Source organism: Streptomyces sp. NPDC007084 (genome assembly GCF_040703595.1).
Classification (GTDB): Bacteria; Actinomycetota; Actinomycetes; order Streptomycetales; family Streptomycetaceae; genus Streptomyces.
Map to the genome: position 1 here is coordinate 66,055 of NZ_JBEYFY010000020.1, position 24,445 is coordinate 90,499.

Consider the following 24,445-nt stretch of genomic DNA (forward strand, 5'->3'; position numbering starts at 1 on the left):
TGCCAAACGGCATACGGCGGTCCCTCACGGCCGCCGGCAGGTCCCGGCACGAAACACCCCCACGCTCCCCTCCCCCACGAGGAGAACCGATGCTCCGACCGCACCTCCCCCGCGCCCTCTCCCCCGCCAGGCGTTCACCCCGCGCCACGAACACATCGGTCCGCGCGCTCGTCTCGGCCGCGTGTTGCGCCGTCCTCGGCGCCGGACTGCTGGCCGGTGCCGGCACGGCGACCGCCGACACGAGCGGGACCGCGAGCCAGAAGAACGCCACCGGCACCACCAGTGCCGCACAGTCCGCGAGCGCCGCCGCGGCGGGCTCCAAAGTCGTCGGCTACTTCACCGAGTGGGGCGTCTACGACCGGAACTACCACGTCAAGAACATCGAGACGTCCGGTTCGGCCGCCAAGCTGACCCACATCAACTACGCCTTCGGCAACGTCACCGGCGGCAAGTGCGCCATGGGCGACTCCTACGCGGCGACCGACAAGGCCTACACCGCCGACCAGTCCGTCGACGGCACGGCCGACACCTGGGACCAGCCGCTGCGCGGCAACTTCAACCAGCTCCGCGAGCTGAAGAAGAAGCACCCGAACCTCAAGGTCCTCTGGTCCTTCGGCGGTTGGACCTGGTCGGGCGGCTTCACCGAGGCCGCCAAGAACCCGGCCGCGTTCGCCCAGTCCTGCTACGACCTCGTCGAGAACTCCAAGTGGGCCGACGTCTTCGACGGCATCGACATCGACTGGGAGTACCCCAACTCCTGTGGCCTGTCCTGCGACACGAGCGGGCGGGCGGCGTTCAAGAACGTGATGGCCGCGCTGCGCGCCAAGTTCGGCAGCGGCAACCTGGTCACCGCGGCGATCACCGCCGACGCCACGACCGGCGGCAAGATCGACGCGACCGACTACGCGGGGGCCGCCCAGTACGTCGACTGGTACAACCCGATGACGTACGACTTTTTCGGCGCCTGGGACACCACCGGACCGACGGCGCCCCACTCGCCGCTAAACTCCTACACCGGCATCCCGAAGGCGAACTACTACACCTCGGCGACCATCGCGAAGCTCAAGGGCCTCGGCATCCCGGCCTCGAAGCTGCTCCTCGGCATCGGCTTCTACGGACGCGGCTGGACCGGCGTCACGCAGGCGGCCCCGGGCGGCACGGCGACCGGCCCGGCGGCGGGAACGTACGAGCAGGGCATCGACGACTACAAGGTGCTCAAGACGAAGTGCCCGGCGACCGGCACGGTGGCGGGCACGGCGTACGCGAAGTGCGGTTCCGACTGGTGGAGTTACGACACCCCGGCGACCATCGCGAGCAAGACGAGCTACAAGAACGCCCAGGGGCTCGGCGGCACCTTCTTCTGGGAGCTGAGCGGCGACACCACGAACGGTGAGCTGATCAAGTCGATCAACTGACCGAGGCGGTAAGGCAGTTGGGGCGGACGCCGGTCACGGCGCCCGCCCCTTCGCGTCTCTCTCCCGGCGGGCGTCAGTCGCCCCTGCGGGTGTCAGCCGTCCCTGCCGGCGTCAGTCCCCCCTGCGGGTGGCAGCCGTCCCTGCCGGCGTCAGCCGTCCCTGCGGGCATCCGGCGGCGCGACGTACGCGGGATCGATCTCCTCGATCGCGCGCATGGTGCCGCCGAGCATCTTGACCAGCAACTCCCGCATGACGTCGCGGGACAGCGTCGGGTGGCCGATCCAGTCGAGGGTGGCGCCCTCGACGCCGTGCAGCCAGCCGAGCAGCGCCATGCGGGGCACCGGCCCGATCGCGCCCCGGCCGTACGCCCCTTCGGCGATCGTCTCCACGATCACCTCGCGCACGCCCTCCCGGATCGCCTGCACCTCGGCGTCGAACCCCACGCCACCGGCGATGATGGTGCGATAGGCGGCCTGATGGTGCTCGGCGTAGCGGAGATAGGCGTCGATGGTGCGGTGGACCCGCTCCACCGGGGGCAGGTCAAGACCGCCCGCCGCGCGGGAGACGAGGTCGGCGACGGAGTCCTCGACGATGGCGAGGTAGTAGCCGCGCTTGGACGTGAAGTAGTAGTAGATCAGCCCCTTGGCGACATGCGCCTGACGCGCGATGTCGTCCATGGAGAGCGCGTCGTAGGACGTGTCGGCGAACAACTTCCGCCCGATGGCGATGAGTTCGGCGCGACGCGCCAGTGAGCGGTCGGTGCCGCGCGCACGGGGGCGTTCGGCATCGCGCTGTTGACTATTATTCAATTCCGGCCCTGGTCTCCGACTGCCGACGGAACATCCGCAGTATGGCAGAACCGTGGCGACCGTCACGTCGCGCGCGATCAACGGGAGACGACGACAGGAGACGACGAGAAGGCGGGGGCCCAGCCGGCGTGCGGCCGGGGGTGGGGTGCTCAGAGCAGGCCGAGCTGGGTCACCAGCATCGCCATGACGATCACGAGGGTCCAGCCGAGGACGTGCTCGAGGATCTTCGGGCCGTCCTCCTGGGGGCCTCCGGTGCGGGCACGGAGTCGAGCGGCGGCGACGGAGCTGGCGGTCATGGCATCTCGCTGACGTAGTGGTGCGGTGGAATCGCCCACCCCCGCCGGCTCCCCACCGGCCCGACCACCTTGCCACCGGACCCGGCCCCGGCGGTAGAGAGCTAGCTCACGCCGGCGTCCCGGCCGGCCCCGGACGCCCGGAATGAGGCGACCGCCCCTGCCGGGTGTGGGTCACCTCACACGCCGGGTGGGGCCGGAGGGCGGCCCCCACCCGGCGGGGACCGCCCGTCGGTTCAGCGGACGCCCACCGCCGCGAGCGCCTTGAGCTGGCGCGGAGAGGGATGGGCGGGGAAGTACAGGTAGCAGACACCGCCCGTTCCGGAGGAGACGCCGCCGGAGGCGTTGTAGCGCTTGGTCCTGAGCCAGATGTTCTCCCACTCGGAGCGCTTGTAGACCCGGCGGACGGCGTCGTCGCTCGGGGACGCGGGGTCGTTGGCGATCACATCGCCCTCGGCGGTGAAGCCGATGACGGTCATGAGGTGACCCGAGGTGCCGTACCCGGCGCCCGTCAGCTCGGTCTTGAGGAACGACTGCGACGTTATGGCCGGGATGCCCGCCGCGATCAGCGTCTCCAGGTCGGTGAGCGAACCGAGCCGGGTCACCACGCCCTGGAGGTCCTTGTACGTCGCCGCGTAGGCCGCGTTGAACGGCCAGTTGCCGCAGCCGTCGTACTGGTAGTCGAAGGTGGAGCGGGCGGCGAGACACACCTGCGGGTCGGCGTAGCCCGGGTCGACCCAGGCGAGCTGCTCCGCGGTGGGCTTGCGGCCCCAGTACTCGATGATCATCTGCGAGGAGGTGGGGCTGCACCAGGCCTCGCCGCCGTTGTCGTACTCGGGGTACTGGCCGGCGTGGATCTCCTGCGAGTAGCGCGGTACCCGCAGTTCCTGGGCGAGGCCGGGGGTCGAGGCCGGGACGGTGAAGCGGTCCGGGATGTCGGAGCCCATCGCGCCGAGCCGCCACACGGTCGGCGTGAGCCGGGTGCCCGGCCGGCGGTACAGGGTCAGGCGCAGCCGGTACGAGACGAGGCGCAGCCCGGAGGCGGCGTCGTCGATGGCGAAGGTGTCCGTCCAGATGCTGCTGCGTCCGTCGCTCTGGTCGTCCACGGAGGTGCGGCGGATGTCCTGCTCGCCGGAGGCCCAGCGGCCCATCACGTACCAGGGGGTGGCCGTACCGTCGGAGTAGGTGCCGGACAGCTCCACCTGGAGCCAGGTGCCGGCCGGGGTGTGCGCGTTCCAGGAGGCGATGACCTCCGTCGCGGGTACGGAGAGCCGGTGGACCGGGCTGGTCCAGGTCGCGTACTCCCAGGTGGCGGTCTTGCCGGTGTGCGGGTCGGTGTAGTCCGTGGTGCCGGCCCGGGCGATGATCACCAGCCCGGGGCGGGCGCCGGGCACCGCGCGCGTGCCCCGCGCGGTGCCGCCGCGCCAGTCGGCGTACGAGGTCCAGGCGCGGTTGTCGACGAGGCCGCCGTGCGCCCTGGCCGGGCGGTGCGGGGCGGCGGCGGCCGCAGGACCGGTGGCCCCGACCGCCGCCGCGGCCACCGCGGCGGCGAGGACTGTCCTGCGGGACGGCTGTTCGGCGCTGCTCATGGGTGGTTGACCCCCAGGTGTCCGGAACGGGTCCAAGCTCGGCTGTGCGCCAACTATGGACGCCGGAGGGTGACTTCTGCCAGCACTTTCGGCCATGCCACGCCCACCAATATTGGTCGGGACCACTGGCATGACCTGCGGCACCCCGGCCCGGACGGTCGCGACACCGCCGCCGGAGCCGCCCAGGCGGCCCCTCGATAGAATGTTCGGCACGCATATGCCCGCCGTGGCCGCCTCGGCCCCTCACCCCCGGGAAGCCCCATCGACGCTCTCGCCGACCTCGCCGCGCGCCTGCGCGGGCTGCCGCCCTCCTGCGGGCCCGTGCGGCTGGTCGGCGTCGACGGCCACGCGGGCTCCGGCAAGACCACGTTCGCCGGGGAGCTGGCGGCGGCCCTCGGTGGCGCGCCCGTCCTGCACCTGGACGACGTCGCCACCCACGAGGAGCTGTTCGCGTGGACCGGGCGTCTGCTGGGCCAGGTGGTCGAGCCGCTGGAGCGCGGCGAGAGCGCGCGGTACGCGCCGTACGACTGGACCGCCCGTGAGTTCGGTCCCGTCAGGGAGCTGCCCGCCGCGCCCGTGGTACTGCTCGAAGGGGTCGGAGCGGGGCGGCGCGCGCTGCGGCCGTGGCTCACGCGGCTGCTGTGGATGGAGTTGCCGTGCGAGGAGGCCTGGGCGCGCGGGATGCGACGGGACGGGGCGGCGCAGCGCGACTTCTGGGCCGGATGGGTCCGCGCGGAGCGCCGGCACTTCGCCGAGGACCCGTCGCGGCCCTTCGCGGACCATGTGGTGCGGCAGAGTCCCGAGGGGTACGAGGTGCTGCCGGGGCCTTCTGAGACGCCGGAACCGGGCCGGTTCATCACCCACCGTGACGGACCGTCCGCAGTGTGCTGAACTTGTGAAGAGCGGCACCGGAGAAGTTCTCCCAGTGCCTCAACTCGCCTTGACCGAGGGGCCGTACAGGTCTTACGTTCTGAATGAGCGGCCTTCGGAAGGCCGCCCCGCAGTCGCGAAGCCCCCGGTTGTTCCCCCGTGATCGGGGGCTTCGTTCTGCCCACACCCCCACTTTCCGGACGCCCTGCGCCGCCAAACACTCACCCAGGGTCACCGTCCGATGTGCGCCCCGTCTGCTCCCACCTCGTGGAACGGGGTGTGCGGCACCCTTCGGCACGCCCGGGAACCGCAGGTACGATGCCTCTCGGTGCGACCTTCGGACGGCTGCTCTGCGCACCGGGTGCAACTCCCGTCCGCGGCACAGTCGTTCGACCAGAGATGCCGGCGGGCACCTGCCCGGCGGCGAGGGGAGTGTCCCGCTCCAGGAGACACTTCCCGACCATCGGGGGCACGGTTTGTGGGGGACGTGATGGACTTCGGCACGCAGGGCTCCGAGGCCCCGGCCGACCTCGCCTGGCTGCGGGGTGTGGACGCCTACACGGTGGGCGCCTACCCGCAGGCGGAGGAGGAGTTCCGCGCCGCGGTCCGGATGGACCCCGGTATGGCGGACGGCTGGCTCGGACTGCACGCGCTACGGGTGGACACGACGACCGCGCTGCTGCGCATGTTCCGGCACCGGGAGCGCTTCGGCGAACAGCGCGCCCGCCATCGGCGCACCCTCAACTCCTGGTACTGGCTGGGCTGGTGGGTGCAGCCGGTGCTGGAGAGCCCGCGCGACCTGCTGCTCGCGCACGCCTCGCACTGGCTCGACGGACGTCATGTCCCGGAGCTGGACCGGGCGTTGGCCGGTCTGCCGCCGGTCGACGCGGACCACCAGGTCCGGTTCCTGCACGCGTGCCGCGCCTATCTGGTCAAGGACTGGGAGCAGTTGGTCCGGCACACCGACCCGCTCATCGACGATCCAATGCTCGGCATAGAGGCCGGCCTGTTCGGCGGCATGGCCCGGGTCAGGCTGGAGATGTTCGGACAGGCGGAGCCGCTGCTCTCCGCCGCGCTGATGCGCTGCCGCAGCGAACAGCCGCAGCGCAAGGAGCTGCGCTACTGGCTGGCCCGCGCCCACGAGGGCACCGGCCGGTCCGCGGCGGCCCTCCCCCTGTACCGGGCGGTGCACCGGGTCGACCCGTCGTTCATGGACACCTCGGCACGGCTGGCCGCCATCTCCGAGGGGGACGGCTACGACGACGCCGCGGCCGACCTCGCGGCGATCACCCTCGCCGGGGTGGGACAGGACGTCCTGGAGGGCCCGGACGGAGTGGACCCGCTTTTCGGCTCCGAGGGACGGGACCTGAAACTCTCCGAGCCCGACCCCCCGCCGGGCGGCGGTCTCCAGCCGGAGCGGGACGTCTTCCGGGAGAAGGCGACGGTGCCGGTGCAGCCGCCGCCCACCGGCCCGACCGACCCCGCGTTACTTGAGGAAGCGCTCGCCGAACTGGAGCGCATGGTCGGCCTGGAACCGGTGAAACGCCAGGTCAAGGCGCTGTCGGCGCAGTTGAACATGGCCCGGCTGCGGGCCGGGCAGGGCCTGCCGGTGCAGCCGCCCAAACGTCACTTCGTCTTCTCCGGCCCCTCCGGCACCGGCAAGACCACGGTGGCCCGCATCCTCGGCCGGGTCTTCTACGCGCTCGGGCTGCTCGGCGGCGACCACCTGGTGGAGGCGCAGCGGGCCGACCTGGTCGGCGAGTACCTCGGCCAGACCGCCGTGAAGGCCAACGAGCTGATCGACTCGGCGATCGGCGGCGTCCTCTTCGTGGACGAGGCCTACTCCCTGTCCAACTCCGGCTACGGCAAGGGCGACGCGTACGGCGACGAGGCCCTCCAGGTCCTGCTGAAGCGGGCCGAGGACAACCGGGACCATCTCGTCGTCATCCTGGCCGGCTATCCCGAGGGCATGGACCGGCTGCTGGCCGCCAACCCCGGCCTGTCCTCCCGCTTCACCAGCCGGGTCGACTTCCCCTCCTACCGCCCGCTCGAACTGACCTCGATAGGCGAGGTGCTGGCCGCGGAGAACGGCGACGTCTGGGACGAGGAGGCGCTCGACGAACTGCGCTCCATCGCCGGCCACGTGGTCGACCAGGGCTGGATCGACGAGCTGGGCAACGGCCGGTTCCTGCGCACCCTCTACGAGAAGAGCTGCGCCTACCGCGATCTGCGGCTGACGGGCTACGCCTCGACTCCCTCCCGCGACGACCTGTCGACGCTGCGTCTGCCGGACCTCATGCAGGCCTACGGGGAGGTCCTGTCGGGCCGGGGCCCGCACGATCCGTCGGCCATGTGAGACCGGCCGCGTAAGGCAGGCCGGTGAGACCGGCCGTGTGCCGCGGTCCAGGTGAGAGAGACCGTGTGAGAGGCCCCGGCTCTCCGCCGCCGTACGACCACGGGAGCGGTCGTACGGCGGCGGAGAGCCGGCGGAGAGCCGGGGCTCTCGCGCGGTCAGCTCGCCAGCGCCTCCTCCGGAGCGGCCGGGGCCGCACTCGGGCTCGGACTCTGCCCCTGAGGCTGGCTCGGACTCTGGCCCTGGGACGGGTTCCGGTCCGGCCGGGGCTCCGTGGCCGCGACCGGCGGAACCTCCCGGTGCGCCGGGTCACGCACCTCGCCGACGAGCAGTTCCAGTACGTCTTCCAGGGCCACGAGGCCGAGGACCTTGCCCGCCGCATCGGCGACCTGGGCGAGGTGGGTGGCGGCGCGGCGCATCACGGTGAGGGCGTCGTCCAGCGGGAGTTCGGCCCGCAGTGTGGTCATCGGGCGCCACATCTCCTGCGGTACGGCACGGTCGGACTCCTCCAGGTCGAGGACGTCCTTGACGTGCAGATAGCAGCCCATGAAGGCGCCGTTCTCCGCGACCACCGGGAACCGCGAGTAGCCCGTGCGCGCGGTGAGCGCGACGACCTGGCCCGGGGTCACCGAGGGGTCCACGGTGACCAGCAGGTCGCCGTCGAGCAGCACGTCGGTGACCGGCCGGGACCCCAGTTCGAGGGCGTCCTCCAGACGTTCCTGTTCCTCCGGGTCGAGGAGACCGGCCTGCCCGGAGTCCTCCACCAGTCGGTTGAGCTGCTCGCTGGTGAAGACCGCCTCGACCTCGTCCCTCGGCTCCACCCGGAACAGCCTGAGGATCAGCCGGGCGCAGGCGCCGAGCGCGAGGGTGACCGGCCGGCACAGCCGGGCGAAGGCGACCAGCCCGGGGCTGAGCCACAGGGCCGTCTTCTCGGGTGCCGCCATCGCCAGGTTCTTCGGGACCATCTCGCCGATGACGAGGTGGAAGAAGACGACGAGGGCGAGCGCGATCACATAGCCGAGGGGGTGGATCACCCCGTCGGGCAGGTGGACCGCCTCGAAGAGCGGTTCCAGCAGGTGGGCGACGGTCGGTTCGGCGACCGCGCCCAGCGTCAGCGAGCAGACGGTGATGCCGAACTGGGCCGCCGCCATCATCTGCGGAAGGCGCTCCAGGCCGTAGAGGACCTGCCTGGAGCGGGTGGTGCCGAGCGGTTCGATCTGGCTGCGGCGCACCGAGACCAGGGCGAACTCGGCTCCGACGAAGAAGCCGTTGGCGAGCACCAGCAGTCCGGCGAGGAGGAGTTGGAGAACGCTCATCGGACGGCCTCCGGGGCGAGCGCGGTACGCACCAGGCGGACCCGTTCGGCGCGGTAGTGGCCGACCTGCCGGACCGACAGCCGCCAGCCGGGGAGTTCGGCCTTGTCGCCGGGGGCCGGAATCCTGCCGAGCAGGTCGGCGACCAGGCCCGCCACGGTCTCGTACGGTCCCTCGGGCACGTCCAGGCCGATGCGCCGGAGCACGTCCACCCGGCAGCTTCCGTCGGCGTCCCAGGCGGGCCTGCCGTCCTCCGGCGGGGCGGCGGCCAGCTCGGGCGGTTCGCCGAGCACGTCGTCGTGCTCGTCGCGGACCTCGCCGACGAGTTCCTCGACGATGTCCTCCAGGGTGACCACCCCGGCCGTGCCGCCGTACTCGTCCACGACGACCGCGATCGGCTGCTCCTTGCGCAGCCGCTCCAGGAGCGGCTGCACGGGCAGCGTCTCGGGGACGAGCAGCGGGGCCTGCGCGATCCGGCCGACGGGGGTGCGCAGCCGGTCGTGCGAGGGGATCGCGAGCGCGTCCTTCAGGTGCACCATGCCGACGATCTCGTCGATGCGCTCCCGGTAGACGGGGAAGCGGGACAGGCCGGTGGCGCGGGTGAGGTTGACGACGTCCTCGGCGGTCGCCGAGGACTGCAGGGCGCTGACCTTCACGCGCGGTGTCATGACGTGCTGTGCGGTGAGGTCGGCGAGGGACATGGTGCGGACGAAGAGGTCCGCGGTGTCCTGTTCCAGGGCGCCCGCCCGGGCCGAGTGGCGGGCCAGGGAGACGAGTTCGCCGGGTGTGCGGGCGGAGGCCAGCTCGTCGGCGGGTTCGACGCCGAGGGCCCGGACGAGCCGGTTGGCGACGGTGTTGAGCGCGGCGATCACCGGGCGGAACAGCCGGGAGAAGACGTGCTGCGGGCCGGCCACGAACCGGGCGACCTGGAGCGGCTTGGACACCGCCCAGTTCTTGGGCACGAGTTCGCCGATCACCATCTGCACGGCGGAGGCCAGCAGCATGCCGACCACGACGGACACGCCGGGCACCGCCCCTTCGGGCAGGCCGACCGCGGTGAACGGGCCGTGCAGCAGTCCGGCGAGCGCCGGTTCGGCGAGCATGCCGACGACGAGGGAGGTGATGGTGATGCCGAGCTGCGTTCCGGAGAGCTGGAACGACAGCTCCTTGAGCGACTCGACCACGGTGGCCGCGCGCTTGTCGCCGGCGGCCGCGGCCTGCTCGGCGTCGGGGCGCTCGACGGTCACGAGGCCGAACTCGGCGGCCACGAAGAAGCCGTTGGCGAGAATCAGCAGGAACGCCGCGCCAAGGAGCAGCAGGGGGATGGTCATGCCGCCGCCTCGCTCTGTCGAGAGGGGGCGGCGCAGGTACTACAGGACGATCCGTCCATCGCTGGAGGGAGTCACTCCTCGGGTAGCAGGGAGCCTCTGAGGGCGGGGGCCACATCGAAGGCGGAGGCGCGATGAAACGCCTCCGCCACCAGATTAATCAAGACACGGGCCCTCGGGGCAGGGTGGAAGGGGGGAGTCAGCCCGGATGTTCGTCACGGTGCCGGCCGGGCTCGCCCGCGGAGCGGGCCTCAGCGAGGGCGCGCAGGGTCCGGGCGTCCTCGATGGCGCGCTGCTTGGCGATGCCGGGCTGGATGCCGAGCACCGGGAGGCTGGTGCCGTCGCTGAGGTCGAGGAACACCCACGGGTCACCGGGGCGCAGGTTGACCCGCAGGATCTCGGCCCAGTCCAGGCGGCGCCGGCCCGCGATGTTGACGACGGTGACCCCGGTCTCCTCGGCGACGACCTTGGGCCGCGAGAGCAGCAGGAGCACGCCGAACAGCAGCAGGGCGGTGAGGATGAAGCTGAGCCGCTCCCCCGGGCCGAGCTGTTCCAGGAGCAGCGCGACCGCGGTGATGACCACGAGGATCGCGGCGCCCGCGCCGAGCAGCACGGCCCGGGTGCGGGACGGGCGGAAGGTGACGGGAAGTGAGGGAAGTACGGGAAGGTCCGACATGTTCCGATGTCCTGTCAGAGCCGGCAGGCGTGGATGGCCGTGGTCAAGATGGCCCGCGCGCCGATGGCGTACAGGTCGTCCATGATCCGCTGGGCCTCCTTGGAGGGGACCATGGCGCGGACGGCGACCCAGCCCTCGTTGTGCAGCGGCGAGATGGTCGGCGACTCCAGGCCCGGGGTGAGGGCGATCGCCTTCTCCAGGTGCTCGGCGCGGCAGTCGTAGTCCATCATCACGTACGTCCGGGCCACGAGGACGCCCTGGAGGCGGCGCAGGAACTGCTGGACCTTGGGCTCGCTGTCCTCGGCGGGGTCGGCGCCGATCCGGCGGATGACGATGGCCTCGGACTTCATGATGGGCTCGCCGAAGACCTCGAGGCCCGCGTTGCGCAGTGAGGTGCCGGTCTCGACCACGTCCGCGATGACCTCGGCCACACCGAGTTCGATGGCGGTCTCGACGGCGCCGTCGAGGTGGACGACCGAGGCGTCGGTGCCGTGGTCGGCGAGGTACTTGGCGACGATGCCCTCGTAGGAGGTGGCGACCGTCTTGCCGGCGAGGCCGGCGAGACCGTCGGCGGTGCCGGGCTTGGCGGCGAAGCGGAAGGTGGAGCGGGCGAAGCCGAGCGGGAGGATCTCCTCCGCGCTGGCCCCGGAGTCGATCAGCAGGTCGCGGCCGGTGACGCCGATGTCGAGGCGGCCGGAGGAGACGTAGATCGCGATGTCGCGGGGGCGGAGGTAGAAGAACTCGACCTCGTTGACCGGGTCGACGACCCGCAGTTCCTTGGACTCGCGGCGCTGCTGGTAGCCGGCCTCATGCAGCATGTCCGCCGCAGGTCCTGAGAGGGAACCCTTGTTGGGGACGGCGATGCGCAGCATGAGGTCGGCTTCCTTTGCGTGAGGTGGTTCGGGGCTGATGGGCTGGGACGGACGGGCACTGCCAGGGGGCGATACGGGGGTCGGCCCCTACAGATGCGCGTACACGTCGTCCAGGGAGATCCCGCGCGCGACCATCATCACCTGGACGTGGTAGAGGAGCTGCGAGATCTCCTCGGCGGCGGCGTCCTTGCCCTCGTACTCGGCGGCCATCCAGACCTCCGCGGCCTCTTCGACGACCTTCTTGCCGATGGCATGGACACCCTTGCCGACCAGCTCGGCGGTGCGCGAAGTGGCGGGGTCGCCGGTGGCGGCCTTCTGCTGGAGCTCGGTGAACAGCTCCTCGAACGTCTTCTTGGACATGGTGGTCCTCAGCCTACGCGCTCCGTGCCGTGGCTCAGTGCCAGGGTTCGGATACCGAGCGCAGGGTAGCCGCCGTGGCGACGGCGGCGGTGACCGCCTCGTGCCCCTTGTCCTCGTTGGAGCCCTCCAGTCCGGCGCGGTCGAGGGCCTGCTCCTCGGTGTCACAGGTCAGTACGCCGAAGCCGATGGGGACGCCGGTCTCGATGGAGACCTGGGTGAGGCCCTGGGTGACGCCCTGGCACACGTACTCGAAGTGGGGCGTCCCGCCGCGGATGACGACGCCGAGCGCGACGATCGCGTCGTAGCCGCGGCCCGCGAGGACCTTGGCGACGACCGGCAGCTCGAAGCTGCCGGGGACCCGCAGCAGGGTCGGCTCGTCGATGCCCAGTTCGCGCAGGGCGCGCAGGGCGCCGTCGACCAGACCGTCCATCACCTTGTCGTGCCACTGTGCCGCGATGACCGCGACCCGCAGGTCGCCGCAGTTGCGTACGGACAGTTCGGGTGCACCCTTGCCGCTCACGTCTCTCCTCAGTCCCACTGTGCTGCGTTGCCGATGGTTCCGTTGTGCTGCGTTGCCGATGGTTCCGTTGTGCTGTGTTGCCGATGGTTCCGTTGTGCTGTGTTGCCGGTGCTAGGCGCTGTGTCGCGCCGGTGGTGCTTTCAGTGCCGCCGGTGCCGGTCGGGCGGTGTCACTGGCTTCCGCAGGCGGACACGGCGGTCGTGTCCAGCCAGGGCAGGTCGTGGCCCATCCGGTCCCGCTTGGTGCGCAGATAGCGCAGGTTGTGCTCGCCGGCCTGGACGGGCATCGGCTCGCGGGCGGTGACCCGCAGGCCGTACCCGACGAGGGCGTCGGTCTTGTCGGGGTTGTTGGTCATCAGGCGCAGGCTGCGGACGCCGAGGTCCTCCAGGATCTGCGCGCTCGCCCCGTAGTCGCGGGCGTCGGCGGGCAGACCCAGTTCCAGGTTGGCGTCCAGGGTGTCCCGGCCGCGCTCCTGTAGCTCGTAGGCGCGCAGCTTGGAGAGCAGGCCGATGCCGCGCCCCTCGTGGCCGCGCAGGTAGACGACGATGCCGCGGCCCTCGCGCTGGATGCGCCGCATGGAGGTCTGGAGCTGCGGGCCGCAGTCGCAGCGCTGGGAGTGGAAGACGTCGCCGGTGAGGCATTCGGAGTGGACGCGGACGAGGACGTCCTCGCCGGCGCCGATCTCGCCGTGGACGAGGGCGACGTGCTCGACGCCGTCGGCGGTGGAGCGGTAGCCGTAGGCGGTGAACTCGCCGAAGGCGGTGGGCAGATGGACCTCGGCCTCGCGGCGCACGGCGGGGGCTGCCAGGGGTGTGCCGTGTCCGGCCACGGGGGTGAGTTCGGCGGCCTCGCGGTAGGCGATCAGGTCCTCGATGGAGATGATCGTCAGGCCGTGCTTGCGGGCGAAGGGGATCAGCTCGGCCAGCCGGAGCATCCGGCCGTCCTCGCCGGCGATCTCCACGATGGCGCCGGCGGGGCGCAGTCCGGCGAGCCGGGCCAGGTCGACGGCGGCCTCGGTGTGGCCGTCGCGGGCCAGGACGCCGCCGGGCCGGGCGCGGAGCGGGAAGATGTGGCCGGGGCGGACGAAGTCGTCGGCGCCGGAGGTGCCGTCGGCGAGGAGCCGCAGGGTGGCGGCGCGGTCGGCGGCGGAGATGCCGGTGGTGACGCCGTGCGCGGCGGAGGCGTCCACCGAGACGGTGAACGCCGTCTTCATCGACTCGGTGTTGTCCTCGACCATCTGGGGCAGCCGCAGCCGGTCGAGTTCGTCGCCCTCCATGGGGGCGCAGATCAGCCCGCGGCACTCGCTCATCATGAAGGCGACGATCTCGGGGGTCGCCTTCTCGGCGGCGATGACGAGGTCGCCCTCGTTCTCCCGGTCCTCGTCGTCGACGACCACTACGGGGCGGCCCGCGGCGATGTCCGCGATGGCCTGCTCGACGGGGTCGAGCGCGAAGTCCGAGGCGTCTTGATCGTGCCCGGTGCTGTACCAAACCGGCGTGGTGGTCATGCCGGGGCTCCTTCCAGGACGGGCTGCCCGGCCTTGCGGGAACGCAGCCACCAGTCGCGCAGGCCCCACAGGACGAGCGCGCCGTACAGGACGTAGACGAAACCGGAGAAGGCGAATCCGTTGGCGAAGTTGAGCGGGACGCCCACCAGGTCGACCAGCAGCCAGGCGATCCAGAACTCGACCATGCCGCGGGCCTGGGCGTACATCGCGACGATCGTGCCGACGAAGATGTACGCGTCCGGCCAGGGGTCCCAGGACAGGGACGGGTAGGCGGTGAACAGTCCGGCGACCGCGAGGGTGCCGAGTCCGGCGGCGGCGGCCATCGCGGCGCGCTCCCGCCAGGTGGCGAACCGTACGGCGACGGAGCCGTCGCGCTCCTTGCCGCGGTTCCACTGCCACCAGCCGTAGACGGCGACGACCATGACGACGACCTGCTTGCCGGCGCTGCCGGAGAGGTGGGCGGTGGCGAAGGCGGCGAAGAGGATGACACCGGAGACGAACTGGGCGGGCCAGCTCCACAGGGAGCGGCGCCAGCCGAGCGCGAGGGCCAGCAGGCCGATCACGTTGCCGATCATGTCCGACCACTTGATGTGCTGGTCGAGGAGGACGAAGGCCTCGGAGTTGAGCCAGTTCACCGTCCGGCCTCCTGGCTGCCGGGCAGGCCGGCGGGCTGCTCACCGCGGGCGCCGAGCAGGCGCTCGACGTACTTGGCGATGACGTCGACCTCCAGGTTGACCGGGTCGCCGGGCTGCTTGTGGCCGAGCGTGGTCAGGTCGAGGGTGGTCGGGATGAGGCTGACGGTGAAGAAGTCCGGGCCGGCGTCCACGACGGTCAGGCTGATGCCGTCGACCGTGATGGAGCCCTTCTCGACCACGTAGCGGGAGAGGCCGGCGGGCAGCGAGATCTTCACGATCTCCCAGTTCTCGGACGGCTCGCGCTCGATGACCGTGCCGGTGCCGTCGACGTGTCCCTGCACGATGTGGCCGCCGAGGCGGTCGCCCACGGCCATGGGCCGTTCGAGGTTCACGCGGGAGCCGACGGCGAGGGCGCCGAGGCTGGAGCGGCCGAGGGTCTCGGCCATGACGTCGGCGGTGAACTCGTCGCCTTCGTGTTCGACGACGGTGAGACAGACCCCGTTGACGGCGATGGAGTCGCCGTGCTGTGCGCCCTGCGTGACGACGGGGCCACGCAGACGGAAACGCGAGGCGTCGTCGAGGGTCTCGACGGCGGTGACCTCACCCAGCTCTTCGACGATTCCGGTGAACACTTCCCGGGTCCTCCTGCCTCATGGGGCACGGACTCCGGGGCCTGTCGATGACGACAGAACGAACGGACGACGGCACATCGGAAGCGACGCCGAGAGGACACCCGTCCCGAAGGACGAACGACTACAAACGGCGGCGCGCACGAAGGCCCGCCCGCCGCGCACTGCCTCCCATCCGGACTTTAACCGTCGGTCCAGGAATTTCACCTGGTCAACCGGCCGCTGGAAGCGGCCGGGTCGCGGACTGTAACCGCCGGTTCGGAATTTCACCGACCCCGGAGTGCGCTGCTTCTGGTACACAGCCAGTGTGCCACGCCCGCTCGTCGGCCATGCGGGCGAACCTCTGTGGGCTGGCTCACAGCGAGCCGCCCTGGACTTCCGAGCGGCCCCGCCGCAGGGTCCTCGGCCAACCGCCGCCCAGCGGTGGGGCCTTGAGCGCGTATCACGCCTCGGCAATATTGGTCCATACCTATTGACGCTATGGTCTAGTCCTCTTAGTGTCCTCGACCAAGACTGCGTGATCAGCCAGCCATCGCCGGTCCCCCCACGATCGACCCGGCGGCGGTGACGAAGGCCCTTGCCCCGCCGCCGGGTCTCCCCAACCGGCATCGCGCGCCCCGCGCCGCCGCGCGGCGGACCGTCCGATGTCACGTTTCCCCGGGCTTTCCAGTCCTACTTGGCGGGGAGGCTCCGCACGGGAGCGTCCCGCGTCGAGAGGGGCTGAACGGCATGTCCACGATTCTGGTGACGGGTGGGACCGGAACGCTCGGGCGGCTCGTCCGCGAGCGGCTGCGGGCGGACGGTCACGAGGTGCGGGTGCTCAGCCGGCACGCCCAGCCGTACGCCGTCGACCTGCGCGAGGGCGGCGCCGTCCTGGACACGGCCGTCTCGGGGGTGGACGCGATCGTGCACTGCGCGTCGAGCCCGCGGGGCGGGGACGAACGGGCGGCGGCGCAGCTGGTCGCGGCGGCGCGGCGGGCCGGTGTCCCCCATCTGCTCTACATCTCGATCGTCGGCGTCGACTGCGTGCCGATGGGCTACTACAAGTCCAAGCTGGCGGTCGAGCGGCTGATCGAGGAGTCGGGGCTCGGGTGGACGATCCTGCGCACCACGCAGTTCCACGATCTGGTCGACCAGGTGCTCGGCGGGTTCGCCAAGCTGCCGGTGGTGCTCCTTCCGGCCGGCGCGTCCGACCAGCCGATCGAGGTCGGCGAGGTGGCCGACCGGCTCGTGGAACTGGCGGCGGGGGCGCCCGCGGGGCGGGTCGCGGACATGGGCGGTCCCGAGGTGCGGACGTTCCGCTCGCTGGCCGTCGCGTACCTCCGCGCCACCGGCAAGCGGCGTCGCGTCCTCGAAGTGCCGCTCTTCGGCAAGAGCTACCGCGCCTTCCGCGCCGGCCACCACCTCACCCCGGATCACGCGGTGGGCAAGGGAACGTTCGAGGACTTCCTGAGGGAGCGGTATCCGGCGGGGCGGTGACGACCGGGCCCCCGGCCCCGCCTGTCTACCGCCCCGCCGGCGGGGCGAACAGCTCGTCCTGGGCTCCGTCCCGCGCGGTCAGCAGCGCGCCCCGCAGTACCGCGCCCCCGCCCAGCGTGCTCGCCCGCACCTCCGTCGGCAGGGGGGACATCCGGGCGAGCCGTCGTTCGACGCGCTCGGCGAGCGCGGTGCCGCCCGCCTGGCCGACCTCTCCGCCGAGGACCACGCAGCCGGGGTCCAGGACTGCGATGACGGAGGCGGCGCCGATGGCGAGGCGGTCGGCGAGCGCGTCGAGGAAGGCGGTCGCCGCCGGTGAACCGGGAGCGTCGGCCACGGCCCGGCGGACGAGGGCGGCGGCGTGCGGTTCGTGTCCCTGGGGCTGCGCCGCGAGCCCGAGGTCCGCCGCGAGCGCCGCGACGGCCGCCGCGCCCGCGAGGGAGTGGAAGCCGCCCTCGCAGTCGGTCGCCGAGGGCAGGGTCGTGGTGCCAGGGACGGGCAGGAAGCCGATCTCGCCGGTGCCGCCGGAGGCGCCGCGGCGCAGGGCGCCGTCGAGGACGACGGCGGCGCCGGTGCCGAGGCCGAGCCAGAGCAGTACGAAGGTGTCGCGGTCGCGTGCGACGCCGTCGCGCTGTTCGGCGAGGGCGGCGAGGTTGGTCTCGTTCTCCACCAGGACGCGGGCCTCGGGCAGCCGCTCCTGGAGGACGGCGACCAGGCTGCGGTGCCAGGCGGGCAGCCCGGAGGAGTCGCGGAGTTCGCCGGTCGCGGGGTCGATCAGGCCGGGCGCGCCGACACCGACGGTGTGCAGCCGCCCCCAGCCCCGGCCGGGTTCGGGTGGCGGCGGCGAGCCGAGCGCCCCGGCCTCCTTGGCCACGCGTTCGACCAGCGCGACCGCCTGCTCGACCGCGGGGCCGGTCGCCGCGTCGCCGCCGATGGGCACGGAGGCCTCCGCGAGGACGTCGCCGAGGAGGTCGGAGACGACCACGGAGACGCCTTCGGTACGGACGTCGAGCGCGGCCAGGTGGGCGCGGTCCGCGACGATCCCGTAGACCCGGGCGTTGGGGCCGCGCCGCTGCTCCCCCGACTCTCCGACGACCGTGATGAGCCCGGAGTCCGTGAGGCGTTCCACGAGGTCGGCGACGGTGGGCCGGGACAGTCCGGTGAGCTGTTTCAGCCGGCTTGCCGTCAAAGGGCCCTCCTGCTGGAGGAGACGCAGGGCGAGCCGGTCGTTGATGGCCCGGGCGGTGCTCGGGGATGCGGGCATGCCGGGAATCCTCCCAGATCGGCGGGGCCGCCTCCGGAGGGGGCGGCGAACAGTCGTCTATCTATCAGGCAGGGTTCCTGATAGTTTACCGCCGCAGAGTGGGGAAGCGTCTCCCGGGGAGGGGCCCGAGCATGAGTGAAGTCCGGTACGACAAGGGCGCGGTGAAGCGTGCGCGGTACGCCGTGGCGGCCGTGTTCGCCGTGCACGGAGCCGTCACCGGCTCGTTCGCGACCCGGGTGCCGTGGATCCAGGACCACGCCTCGGTGAGCGCCGGCCAGTTGGGCTTCGCCCTCGCCTTCACCGCGCTCGGCGCCTCCTGCGCGATGCCGCTGGCCGGGCGGATCACCCACCGCTTCGGCAGCCGTACGGCGCTGCGCGGGCTGCTGGCCCTGTGGACGCTGTCGCTGATCCTCCCGGCGGTGGCGCCGAACCTGCTCACCCTGTGCATCGCGATGTTCGCGTACGGGGCGACGGCGGGCATGGCGGACGTCGCGATGAACGCGCTGGGCGTCGAGGTCGAACAGCGGCTCGACAAGTCGATCATGTCGGGGCTGCACGGCATGTGGAGCGCCGGCGCCCTGGTGGGCTCGGCGGCCGGCACGCTCGCCGCGCACCTCGGTTCGGACGCGCGACTGCATCACGCGCTGGCCTCGGCGATCCTCACCGTGCTCGGGCTGGTCGCCTGCCGCTGGGTGCTCGACCTCCAGCCCACCGAGGACGAGGAGCCGCCCCCGCGGTTCGCGCTGCCCCCGCGCTCGGCGCTGCTCATCGGCGCGGTCGGCTTCTGCGCGGTGTTCGCGGAGGGCGCGAGCCTCGACTGGTCGGCGGTCTACCTGCACGGCCAGTTGCACAGTTCGGCCGGACTCGCGGCGGCTACGACCACCGGTTTCATGCTGACCATGGCGGTGGCCCGGCTGGTCGGCGACACGGTGGTGAACCGCTTCGGCGCCGTACGGACCGTGCGGGCCGGCGGGGTGCTCGCCGCGCTGGGCGGTCTGCTGATCGTCCTGGCGGACAGCGTGGCGCCGGCGATGTGCGGCTTCGCGCTGCTCGGTCTCGGCATCGCGGTCGTCGTCCCGCTGTGCTTCGCGGCGGCCGGACACAGCGGCCCCAACCCGAGCCAGGCCATCGCGGGCGTCGCGACCATCACGTACACCTCGGGGCTGGTCGCGCCGAGCCTGATCGGTTCGGTGGCGCAGGCGACGAGCCTGGTGGTGTCGTTCACGCTGGTCACGGCGCTGGTGTGCGGGCTCACCGTGCTCGCGGGGGTGCTGCGCGCGGGCGACCGCGACCGTGCGGAGGTCAGTCGGCCGGGCGCAGCAGTTCCCGGCCCGCGGACCTGAACGGCTCGCTCCACGGCGTGGGGCGCAGGGTCGCCGCGTCCAGCCGGACCAGGACGCGGGTGCCGCGCGCGTACGTCACCGCGCCGTCGGCGGAGCAGAAGCGGAAGCCGTACGTCAGCCCGGTGGTGCCGAGCCGTTCCAGCCACAGGTGGACGGCGTACGCGCCCGGGCGGCTGACCGGGGCCTCGTAGGTGATCCGGAGTTCCATGACCGCGTTGCAGGCGTCGCCCGCCGCCGCCCAGTCGCCGTCGAAGCCGACACCGCGCTCGCTCCACAGCGCGGTCCAGGCCCGCTCGACGAGGACCGGATAGCGGGCGTTGTGCAGCAGTCCGAGCGCGTCGAGGTCGTCGAAGTGCACGGTGACGGGCAGCAGCCGGCCGTAGGACAGGGCGGGGGCGGCGGGGGCTTCGGCGGTCACGGGCGGGACTCTCCTGGGGGCTGCGCGCGGTGTGCGCGTACGGGTGGGGCGGGCCGCGGAGACGCCGTACGGGACGGCCGGCCGGGGCCCCGCCGTCCGCCGGGCGTCTCGTGGCCGAGAACTCGCCCCCATTCTAAGCAACCGCTCAGGCGGACCGTCGGCCGGCGGGGGCTTCGGAGGCGGGGCCCCGCCCGCGAGGCCGGCCGGGGCTTCGGAGGCGGAGCATCGCCCGCGCCACCCGCTCCCCCGCGTCCGCCGCCACCGGACGGCCTCCGGTCAGGCCGATGGACGGCGTTCACGAGCGGGACCGGGCGGATGGAGGGCGGCTGGAGGGCGGCTGGTTACCCCCGACAATGGTCCGGACAGATTCACGTACAGAGAAAGCGAACCCTCACCATGGACCTCGGCGTGCGCTGGAAACTGCACGGCGACGGGCGCAATCCCGCCCCCGGAGCGGTCGTCCGCCCCGATGAACGCCTCTCCTGGCCCCGCACGGTGGGGCTCGGCGCCCAGCACGTGGTGGCCATGTTCGGGGCGTCGTTCGTGGCCCCCGTCCTGATGGGACTCGACCCGAACCTCGCGATCATGATGTCCGGCGTCGCGACGGTCATCTTCCTGCTCGCCACCCGCGGCCGGGTGCCCAGCTATCTGGGCTGCTCGCTCTCCTTCGTGGGCGTCGCGGCCGTGATCCGCGCGCAGGGCGGCACCAGCGCGACGGTGACCGGCGCGGTCTTCGTGGTCGGCGTCGCGCTGTTCCTGGTGGGGCTCGCCGTGCAGCGGTTCGGGGCGCGGATCATCCACGCCGCGATGCCGCCGATCGTGACCGGCGCGGTCGTCATGCTGATCGGCTTCAACCTCGCGCCGGTGACCGCGTCCACCTACTGGCCGCAGGACCAGTGGACGGCCCTGCTGACGATGCTGCTCACCGGCGCGGCCGTGGTGTGCCTGCGCGGCTTCTGGTCACGTATCGCGATCTTCCTCGGGCTCGTCTTCGGGTACGTGATCTCCTGGCTCTTCGACCGGATCTTCGGCCGTATCCACGCGGTGGACGCGAGCGGCAAGGTCACCGACCACTGGCGCCTCGACTTCTCCGCCGTCGGCAAGGCCGACTGGATCGGGCTCCCGTCCTTCCACGGGCCCTCGTTCCAGTGGTCGGCGATCCTCGTGGCGCTCCCCGTCGTCATCGCGCTCGTCGCGGAGAACGCCGGGCACGTCAAGGCCGTCGGCGAGATGACCGGCGACCCGCTGGACGACAGGCTGGGCACCGCGATCTCGGCGGACGGTGTCGCCTCGATGCTCTCGACCGCGGTCGGCGGCCCGCCCAACACCACGTACTCCGAGAACATCGGCGTGATGGCCGCGACCCGCGTCTACTCCACGGCCGCCTACTGGGCCGCCGCCGGATTCGCCCTGCTGTTCGGGCTGTGCCCCAAGTTCGGCGCGGTGGTGGCCGCGATCCCGGGCGGTGTCCTCGGCGGCATCACCGTCATCCTGTACGGGATGATCGGCCTGCTCGGCGCGCAGATCTGGCTCAACGCCGGGGTGGACCTGCGCAATCCGCTGAACCTGGTGCCGGCCGCCGCGGGCATCATCATCGGGATCGGCGGTGTCAGCCTGAAGTTCACCGACAACTTCTCGCTGAACGGCATCGCCCTCGGCACGATCGTCGTCATCACCGGCTACCACGCGCTGCGGGCGATGGCCCCGGCCCACCTGAAGACCCAGGAGCCGCTGCTCGACTCCGGGACGTCCTCCTACGACGAGCCGGGCGATCAGCGGGCCAGCTCGTAGGCGTACTCCGGCGAGAAGGTGCCCGGCGAGCCCTTGCAGCCGTCCGACTCGCCGGGCAGCTTGACCCACAGATAGGCGTCGATCCCGGTCACCCCGGTGGCCAGGGTCGGCGCCTGTCCGACGCGGCGGCCGGCCGGGTCGCACCACTCGCCGTCGGCGGGAGCGCCGTTGCCGTTGCGGCTGGTGTCGATGACCGCGCCGAGACCGGGCGGCCCGCCGAGCGCGGCGAGCACGGCCCGGGCGTAGCCGATCTCGTCGCCGGTCCGGTTGAAGTTGGACACGTTGGTGAAGACGCCGTCGGAGGAGGCGGCCGAGGCGGCGCCCGCGCGGGCGAGCAGCGCGGCCTGCCGGGCGGCCGGGTTCCAGTCGGAGTGTCCGGCGTCGTAGTAGACCCGCGCCTTCGGGTCCGCCGCCTTCAGGACCCGGCCGGCCCGGGCGAGGGAGGCGAAACGGGCGGCCCGCCGCTCCTCGCCGAGACAGTCGGACTGGGCGATCGAGTCGGGTTCCAGGACGACGACGACCTCGCCGGAGCCGAGCCCCGCGGCGAAGCCGTCGATCCAGGCGTCGTACGCGGCGAGGTCGGGCGCGCCGCCCTCCGAGGCACCGCCGCAGTCGCGCTCCGGGACGGCGTACGGCACGACGACGGGGACCCGGCCCTCCCTGGCGGCGGCCGATGTCACGGACCTGACCCGGGCGGTGATGGTGGACGGGGTGAAGTCGGCGAACCACACCGCGGCCGGCCGGTTCGCGATCCGGGACTCGATCACCCGCCGTCGCGCGTCGCCCGGGTGGGCGTCGACCCAGGCTCGGACCTGGGAGTCGGGGTGGCCGTAGAGGCGGCCGGGGGCGGCGGCCTCGGTCCGGGGCGCGGCGGCCCGCACCGAGGGGCGCGCGGCGGGCTTCTTCGCGGCGGCCGAGGGGGACGGGGCGGTCCGGCGGGGGGACGGTGTCGGCACGACGGGCGGCGGACGGACCGCGGTCGCCTCCGTCAGCGGGGGCCCCGCCTCCTCGGAGGCGGGTCCGTCGCCGAGCGCGGACACCATCCCGGTGACCGTCGCGACGGCCACCACGACGGAGGCCGCGGCGACCATGAGCCCCCGTCCGGCGGAGCGCCTGCGCGCCGCCCTGCGCTCGGACAGCCGCTGGGCACGTAAGCCTGGCACGTCCCGTTCCCCCCACCGCGCCCCGCGCGCGTTCCCCCGTTCTGGGGAAGCCTCCGGCACGGCGGCACCGCGGCCACCCTAGGGCTGGGACGCTGCCCTCATGGCCCAGTCGGCACACCTCACCACTCCCGTAGACGCGGTCGTCGCGCGCATGCGGGTCCTGGACGCGACGCTGCCCGAGCGGGACGGGATCGCGGTCTTCAACCGTGTCTACCTCACCGTCACCGAGGAGTTCGACCGGCTCCTGGACTCCGGGTTCTTCCCGGACCACAGGGCCGCGACCACCCTGAACGTGCGGTTCGCCAAGCGCTATCTCACGGTGGCGGAGGAGGGCCGGGCGCCCGCCTGCTGGCGCCCGCTGCTCCAGTTCCGCCGCCATCCGGGAGTACGTCCACTGCAGTTCGCGCTCGCGGGCATCAACGCGCACATCGGGCACGACCTCGCGCTCGCCGTCGTGGACACCTGCCGTACGCTCGGCTGCGAACCGGCCGATCTGGAGGACGAGTTCGACCGGGTCGGCGACCTGCTCGGCACGCTGGAGGAGCGCATCCGCGAGGATCTGATGCCGGGCCCCGATCTGCTCCAGCTCGCCGATCCGCTCACCCATCTGCTCGGCTCCTGGAGCCTTGAGCGGGCCCGTGAGGCGACCTGGTCCGCGGCCCGGGCCCTGTGGGCGCTGCGCGGACTGCCCGATCTGGCCGAGGAGTTCGCCGAGCGCCTCGACGCCCTCGTCGGCCTGGCCGGCCGGATGCTGCTCACTCCCCTGCCGGACTGATCCGGCCATGCCGCGCGCCCGGCTCCGAAACTCCGGTGCGCCCGCTGTACGTTGACCGGTCGGCACACCCCGGCACGAAGGAGCGAACAGCATGGCGACGCGACTCGGTCTGGCCCTCCCGCAGATGCGGCAGTACGACATCGGCCGTGACGTGCCCGACGTGGCGCGCGCCGCCGAGGCGATCGGCTACGACAGTCTGTGGGTCTTCGAGCGCGCCTTGTTCCCCGAACCGGCCACCCAGGGGCTGTACGGCGTCGAGGGCCTGCCCTGGCCGGACACCTACCGCTCGGTCGCCGACCCGCTGGTGACCCTGACGCTCGCGGCGGCCGTCACCGAGCGCGCGCTGCTCGGCACCAGCGTGCTGGTCGCCCCGCTGCACACGCCCTTCCAGCTCGCCAAGTCCCTCGCCACGCTGGACGCGGCGAGCGGCGGCCGGGTCGTCGCGGGCCTCGGCACGGGCTGGTCGCACGACGAGTACGCGGCGGCGTCGGCGCGGCCCTTCGAGGAGCGCGGGCGGGTCCTGGACGAGGTGATCGAGGTGTGCCGCGCGGTCTGGGGCCCCGACCCGGTGGTCTACGAGGGCGGCCTCACCCGGATCGCCTCAGCGGTGGTCGGGCCCAAGCCGGCCCGGCCGATCCCGGTCCTGCTGGCCGCCGGCACCGGCCGGGCGCGGCGGCGGCTCGTGGACCACGCCGACGGGTGGCTGCCGATCGGGACGGGCGCGGACGGACTGGCGTCCGAGTGGCGGGAGTTGCGGGACCTGGCCGCCGAACGGGGGCGCACGGAGCCGATCCGGGCGGTCCTGCGGACGAACGTCCGGTACGCGGCGAAGGGGTACGAGGGCGGTGACCGCCAGGCATTCCACGGCGGTGTCGAGCAGATCGTGGAGGACCTCGCCGCCCATGCAGAAGTGGGCCTGGACGAGATCTTCCTCGACCTGCAGAGCACGGTCCGGGACGCCGAGGAACTGAAGGACGTGGCCGCCGCGGTGTACGAGGCGGCGCGGGCGGCCGGCGTGTGAACCGCCGCCCGCGCCCACTCCCGCA

Annotated in this window: 23 protein-coding genes and 1 riboswitch; of the genes, 8 read left to right on the plus strand and 15 right to left on the minus strand. The window is 72.4% G+C overall.

Annotated features, from left to right (window positions below):
• The first annotated feature begins 89 nt into the window (after nucleotides 1-89).
• A complete protein-coding gene (locus AB0912_RS18595; RefSeq protein ID WP_366700925.1) occupies nucleotides 90-1,415 on the plus strand; it encodes a glycoside hydrolase family 18 protein in 1,326 nt (441 codons plus the stop codon).
• A gap of 149 nt (nucleotides 1,416-1,564) precedes the next feature.
• Here AB0912_RS18595 and AB0912_RS18600 read toward each other — a convergent pair whose 3' ends face one another.
• From AB0912_RS18600 to AB0912_RS18610, 3 genes are all read right to left on the minus strand, one after another.
• Complete coding sequence (locus AB0912_RS18600; protein ID WP_366700927.1) at nucleotides 1,565-2,224, minus strand: TetR/AcrR family transcriptional regulator; 660 nt, start codon at nucleotides 2,222-2,224, stop codon at nucleotides 1,565-1,567.
• A gap of 149 nt (nucleotides 2,225-2,373) precedes the next feature.
• Nucleotides 2,374-2,520 (minus strand): SCO1431 family membrane protein, encoded by a 147-nt coding sequence (locus AB0912_RS18605; RefSeq protein WP_366700929.1) that lies wholly within the window; start codon nucleotides 2,518-2,520, stop codon nucleotides 2,374-2,376.
• Between the two features lie 233 nt (nucleotides 2,521-2,753).
• Complete coding sequence (locus tag AB0912_RS18610) at nucleotides 2,754-4,106, minus strand: peptidase C39 family protein (protein ID WP_366700931.1); 1,353 nt, start codon at nucleotides 4,104-4,106, stop codon at nucleotides 2,754-2,756.
• Nucleotides 4,107-4,367: 261 nt separating this feature from the next.
• On the opposite strand from AB0912_RS18610, the gene AB0912_RS18615 reads away from it, so the two are divergent.
• Nucleotides 4,368-4,997 carry a hypothetical protein gene (locus tag AB0912_RS18615; RefSeq protein WP_366701030.1) on the plus strand — a complete coding sequence of 210 codons (630 nt, stop codon included), beginning with the start codon at nucleotides 4,368-4,370 and terminating at the stop codon, nucleotides 4,995-4,997.
• Between the two features lie 469 nt (nucleotides 4,998-5,466).
• On the plus strand, nucleotides 5,467-7,332 hold the full coding sequence (locus AB0912_RS18620; RefSeq protein ID WP_366700933.1) for an AAA family ATPase: 1,866 nt from the start codon (nucleotides 5,467-5,469) through the stop codon (nucleotides 7,330-7,332).
• Between the two features lie 155 nt (nucleotides 7,333-7,487).
• Here AB0912_RS18620 and AB0912_RS18625 read toward each other — a convergent pair whose 3' ends face one another.
• The 9 genes from AB0912_RS18625 to AB0912_RS18665 all read right to left on the minus strand — a co-directional run bounded on the left by AB0912_RS18625 (nucleotide 7,488) and on the right by AB0912_RS18665 (nucleotide 15,172).
• Nucleotides 7,488-8,645, minus strand: a complete 1,158-nt coding sequence (locus AB0912_RS18625; protein ID WP_366700936.1) for a hemolysin family protein — start codon at nucleotides 8,643-8,645, stop codon at nucleotides 7,488-7,490.
• Nucleotides 8,642-9,973, minus strand: a complete 1,332-nt coding sequence (locus tag AB0912_RS18630; protein ID WP_366700938.1) for a hemolysin family protein — start codon at nucleotides 9,971-9,973, stop codon at nucleotides 8,642-8,644. Before AB0912_RS18630 ends, AB0912_RS18625 begins: the two co-directional genes overlap by 4 nt.
• A 196-nt stretch (nucleotides 9,974-10,169) precedes the next feature.
• Nucleotides 10,170-10,646 carry a PH domain-containing protein gene (locus tag AB0912_RS18635; protein WP_366700940.1) on the minus strand — a complete coding sequence of 159 codons (477 nt, stop codon included), beginning with the start codon at nucleotides 10,644-10,646 and terminating at the stop codon, nucleotides 10,170-10,172.
• A 14-nt stretch (nucleotides 10,647-10,660) separates the two neighbouring features.
• Nucleotides 10,661-11,518, minus strand: a complete 858-nt coding sequence (gene hisG / locus AB0912_RS18640; protein ID WP_366700941.1) for an ATP phosphoribosyltransferase — start codon at nucleotides 11,516-11,518, stop codon at nucleotides 10,661-10,663.
• Between the two features lie 87 nt (nucleotides 11,519-11,605).
• Nucleotides 11,606-11,878 (minus strand): phosphoribosyl-ATP diphosphatase, encoded by a 273-nt coding sequence (locus AB0912_RS18645; protein ID WP_081223298.1) that lies wholly within the window; start codon nucleotides 11,876-11,878, stop codon nucleotides 11,606-11,608.
• Nucleotides 11,879-11,912: 34 nt separating this feature from the next.
• Nucleotides 11,913-12,398 carry a 6,7-dimethyl-8-ribityllumazine synthase gene (gene ribH / locus AB0912_RS18650; RefSeq protein ID WP_366700943.1) on the minus strand — a complete coding sequence of 162 codons (486 nt, stop codon included), beginning with the start codon at nucleotides 12,396-12,398 and terminating at the stop codon, nucleotides 11,913-11,915.
• Between the two features lie 169 nt (nucleotides 12,399-12,567).
• The gene (locus tag AB0912_RS18655; protein ID WP_366700945.1) at nucleotides 12,568-13,905 is read right to left on the minus strand and encodes a bifunctional 3,4-dihydroxy-2-butanone-4-phosphate synthase/GTP cyclohydrolase II; all 1,338 of its coding nucleotides are present in this window, start codon (nucleotides 13,903-13,905) and stop codon (nucleotides 12,568-12,570) included.
• The gene (locus AB0912_RS18660; RefSeq protein ID WP_366700947.1) at nucleotides 13,902-14,540 is read right to left on the minus strand and encodes a nicotinamide mononucleotide transporter family protein; all 639 of its coding nucleotides are present in this window, start codon (nucleotides 14,538-14,540) and stop codon (nucleotides 13,902-13,904) included. Before AB0912_RS18660 ends, AB0912_RS18655 begins: the two co-directional genes overlap by 4 nt.
• The gene (locus AB0912_RS18665; protein WP_366700949.1) at nucleotides 14,537-15,172 is read right to left on the minus strand and encodes a riboflavin synthase; all 636 of its coding nucleotides are present in this window, start codon (nucleotides 15,170-15,172) and stop codon (nucleotides 14,537-14,539) included. The genes AB0912_RS18660 and AB0912_RS18665 overlap by 4 nt, the downstream gene beginning before the upstream one ends.
• Before the next feature lie 154 nt (nucleotides 15,173-15,326).
• Nucleotides 15,327-15,457: riboswitch (FMN riboswitch) on the minus strand.
• A gap of 441 nt (nucleotides 15,458-15,898) precedes the next feature.
• Between AB0912_RS18665 and AB0912_RS18670 the strand changes: the two genes are divergently transcribed.
• Nucleotides 15,899-16,648, plus strand: coding sequence for an SDR family oxidoreductase (locus AB0912_RS18670; RefSeq protein WP_366700951.1), 750 nt, complete (start codon nucleotides 15,899-15,901; stop codon nucleotides 16,646-16,648).
• 25 nt (nucleotides 16,649-16,673) lie between these two features.
• Here the strand turns inward: AB0912_RS18670 and AB0912_RS18675 are convergent, their stop codons facing one another.
• Entirely contained in the window at nucleotides 16,674-17,909 is a 1,236-nt protein-coding gene (locus AB0912_RS18675; RefSeq protein WP_366700953.1) for an ROK family transcriptional regulator, read from the minus strand.
• 131 nt (nucleotides 17,910-18,040) lie between these two features.
• Here AB0912_RS18675 and AB0912_RS18680 point away from each other — a divergent pair, with 131 nt between their 5' ends.
• The gene (locus tag AB0912_RS18680; protein ID WP_366700955.1) at nucleotides 18,041-19,252 is read left to right on the plus strand and encodes an MFS transporter; all 1,212 of its coding nucleotides are present in this window, start codon (nucleotides 18,041-18,043) and stop codon (nucleotides 19,250-19,252) included.
• Here the strand turns inward: AB0912_RS18680 and AB0912_RS18685 are convergent.
• The gene (locus AB0912_RS18685; RefSeq protein ID WP_366700957.1) at nucleotides 19,212-19,670 is read right to left on the minus strand and encodes an acyl-CoA thioesterase; all 459 of its coding nucleotides are present in this window, start codon (nucleotides 19,668-19,670) and stop codon (nucleotides 19,212-19,214) included. The two genes, AB0912_RS18680 and AB0912_RS18685, sit on opposite strands and share 41 nt — an antisense overlap.
• Nucleotides 19,671-20,066: 396 nt before the next feature.
• Here AB0912_RS18685 and AB0912_RS18690 point away from each other — a divergent pair, with 396 nt between their 5' ends.
• Nucleotides 20,067-21,461, plus strand: coding sequence for a solute carrier family 23 protein (locus AB0912_RS18690; protein ID WP_366700959.1), 1,395 nt, complete (start codon nucleotides 20,067-20,069; stop codon nucleotides 21,459-21,461).
• On the opposite strand, the gene AB0912_RS18695 is transcribed toward AB0912_RS18690, so the two are convergent.
• Nucleotides 21,443-22,552, minus strand: coding sequence for a glycoside hydrolase family 6 protein (locus AB0912_RS18695; protein ID WP_366701032.1), 1,110 nt, complete (start codon nucleotides 22,550-22,552; stop codon nucleotides 21,443-21,445). The two genes, AB0912_RS18690 and AB0912_RS18695, sit on opposite strands and share 19 nt — an antisense overlap.
• A 172-nt stretch (nucleotides 22,553-22,724) precedes the next feature.
• On the opposite strand from AB0912_RS18695, the gene AB0912_RS18700 reads away from it, so the two are divergent.
• Together AB0912_RS18700 and AB0912_RS18705 are read left to right on the plus strand one after the other, a co-directional pair.
• Nucleotides 22,725-23,399 carry a DUF5995 family protein gene (locus AB0912_RS18700; RefSeq protein WP_366700961.1) on the plus strand — a complete coding sequence of 225 codons (675 nt, stop codon included), beginning with the start codon at nucleotides 22,725-22,727 and terminating at the stop codon, nucleotides 23,397-23,399.
• A 91-nt stretch (nucleotides 23,400-23,490) separates the two neighbouring features.
• Nucleotides 23,491-24,420, plus strand: a complete 930-nt coding sequence (locus tag AB0912_RS18705; protein WP_366700963.1) for an LLM class F420-dependent oxidoreductase — start codon at nucleotides 23,491-23,493, stop codon at nucleotides 24,418-24,420.
• Nucleotides 24,421-24,445: the final 25 nt, after the last annotated feature.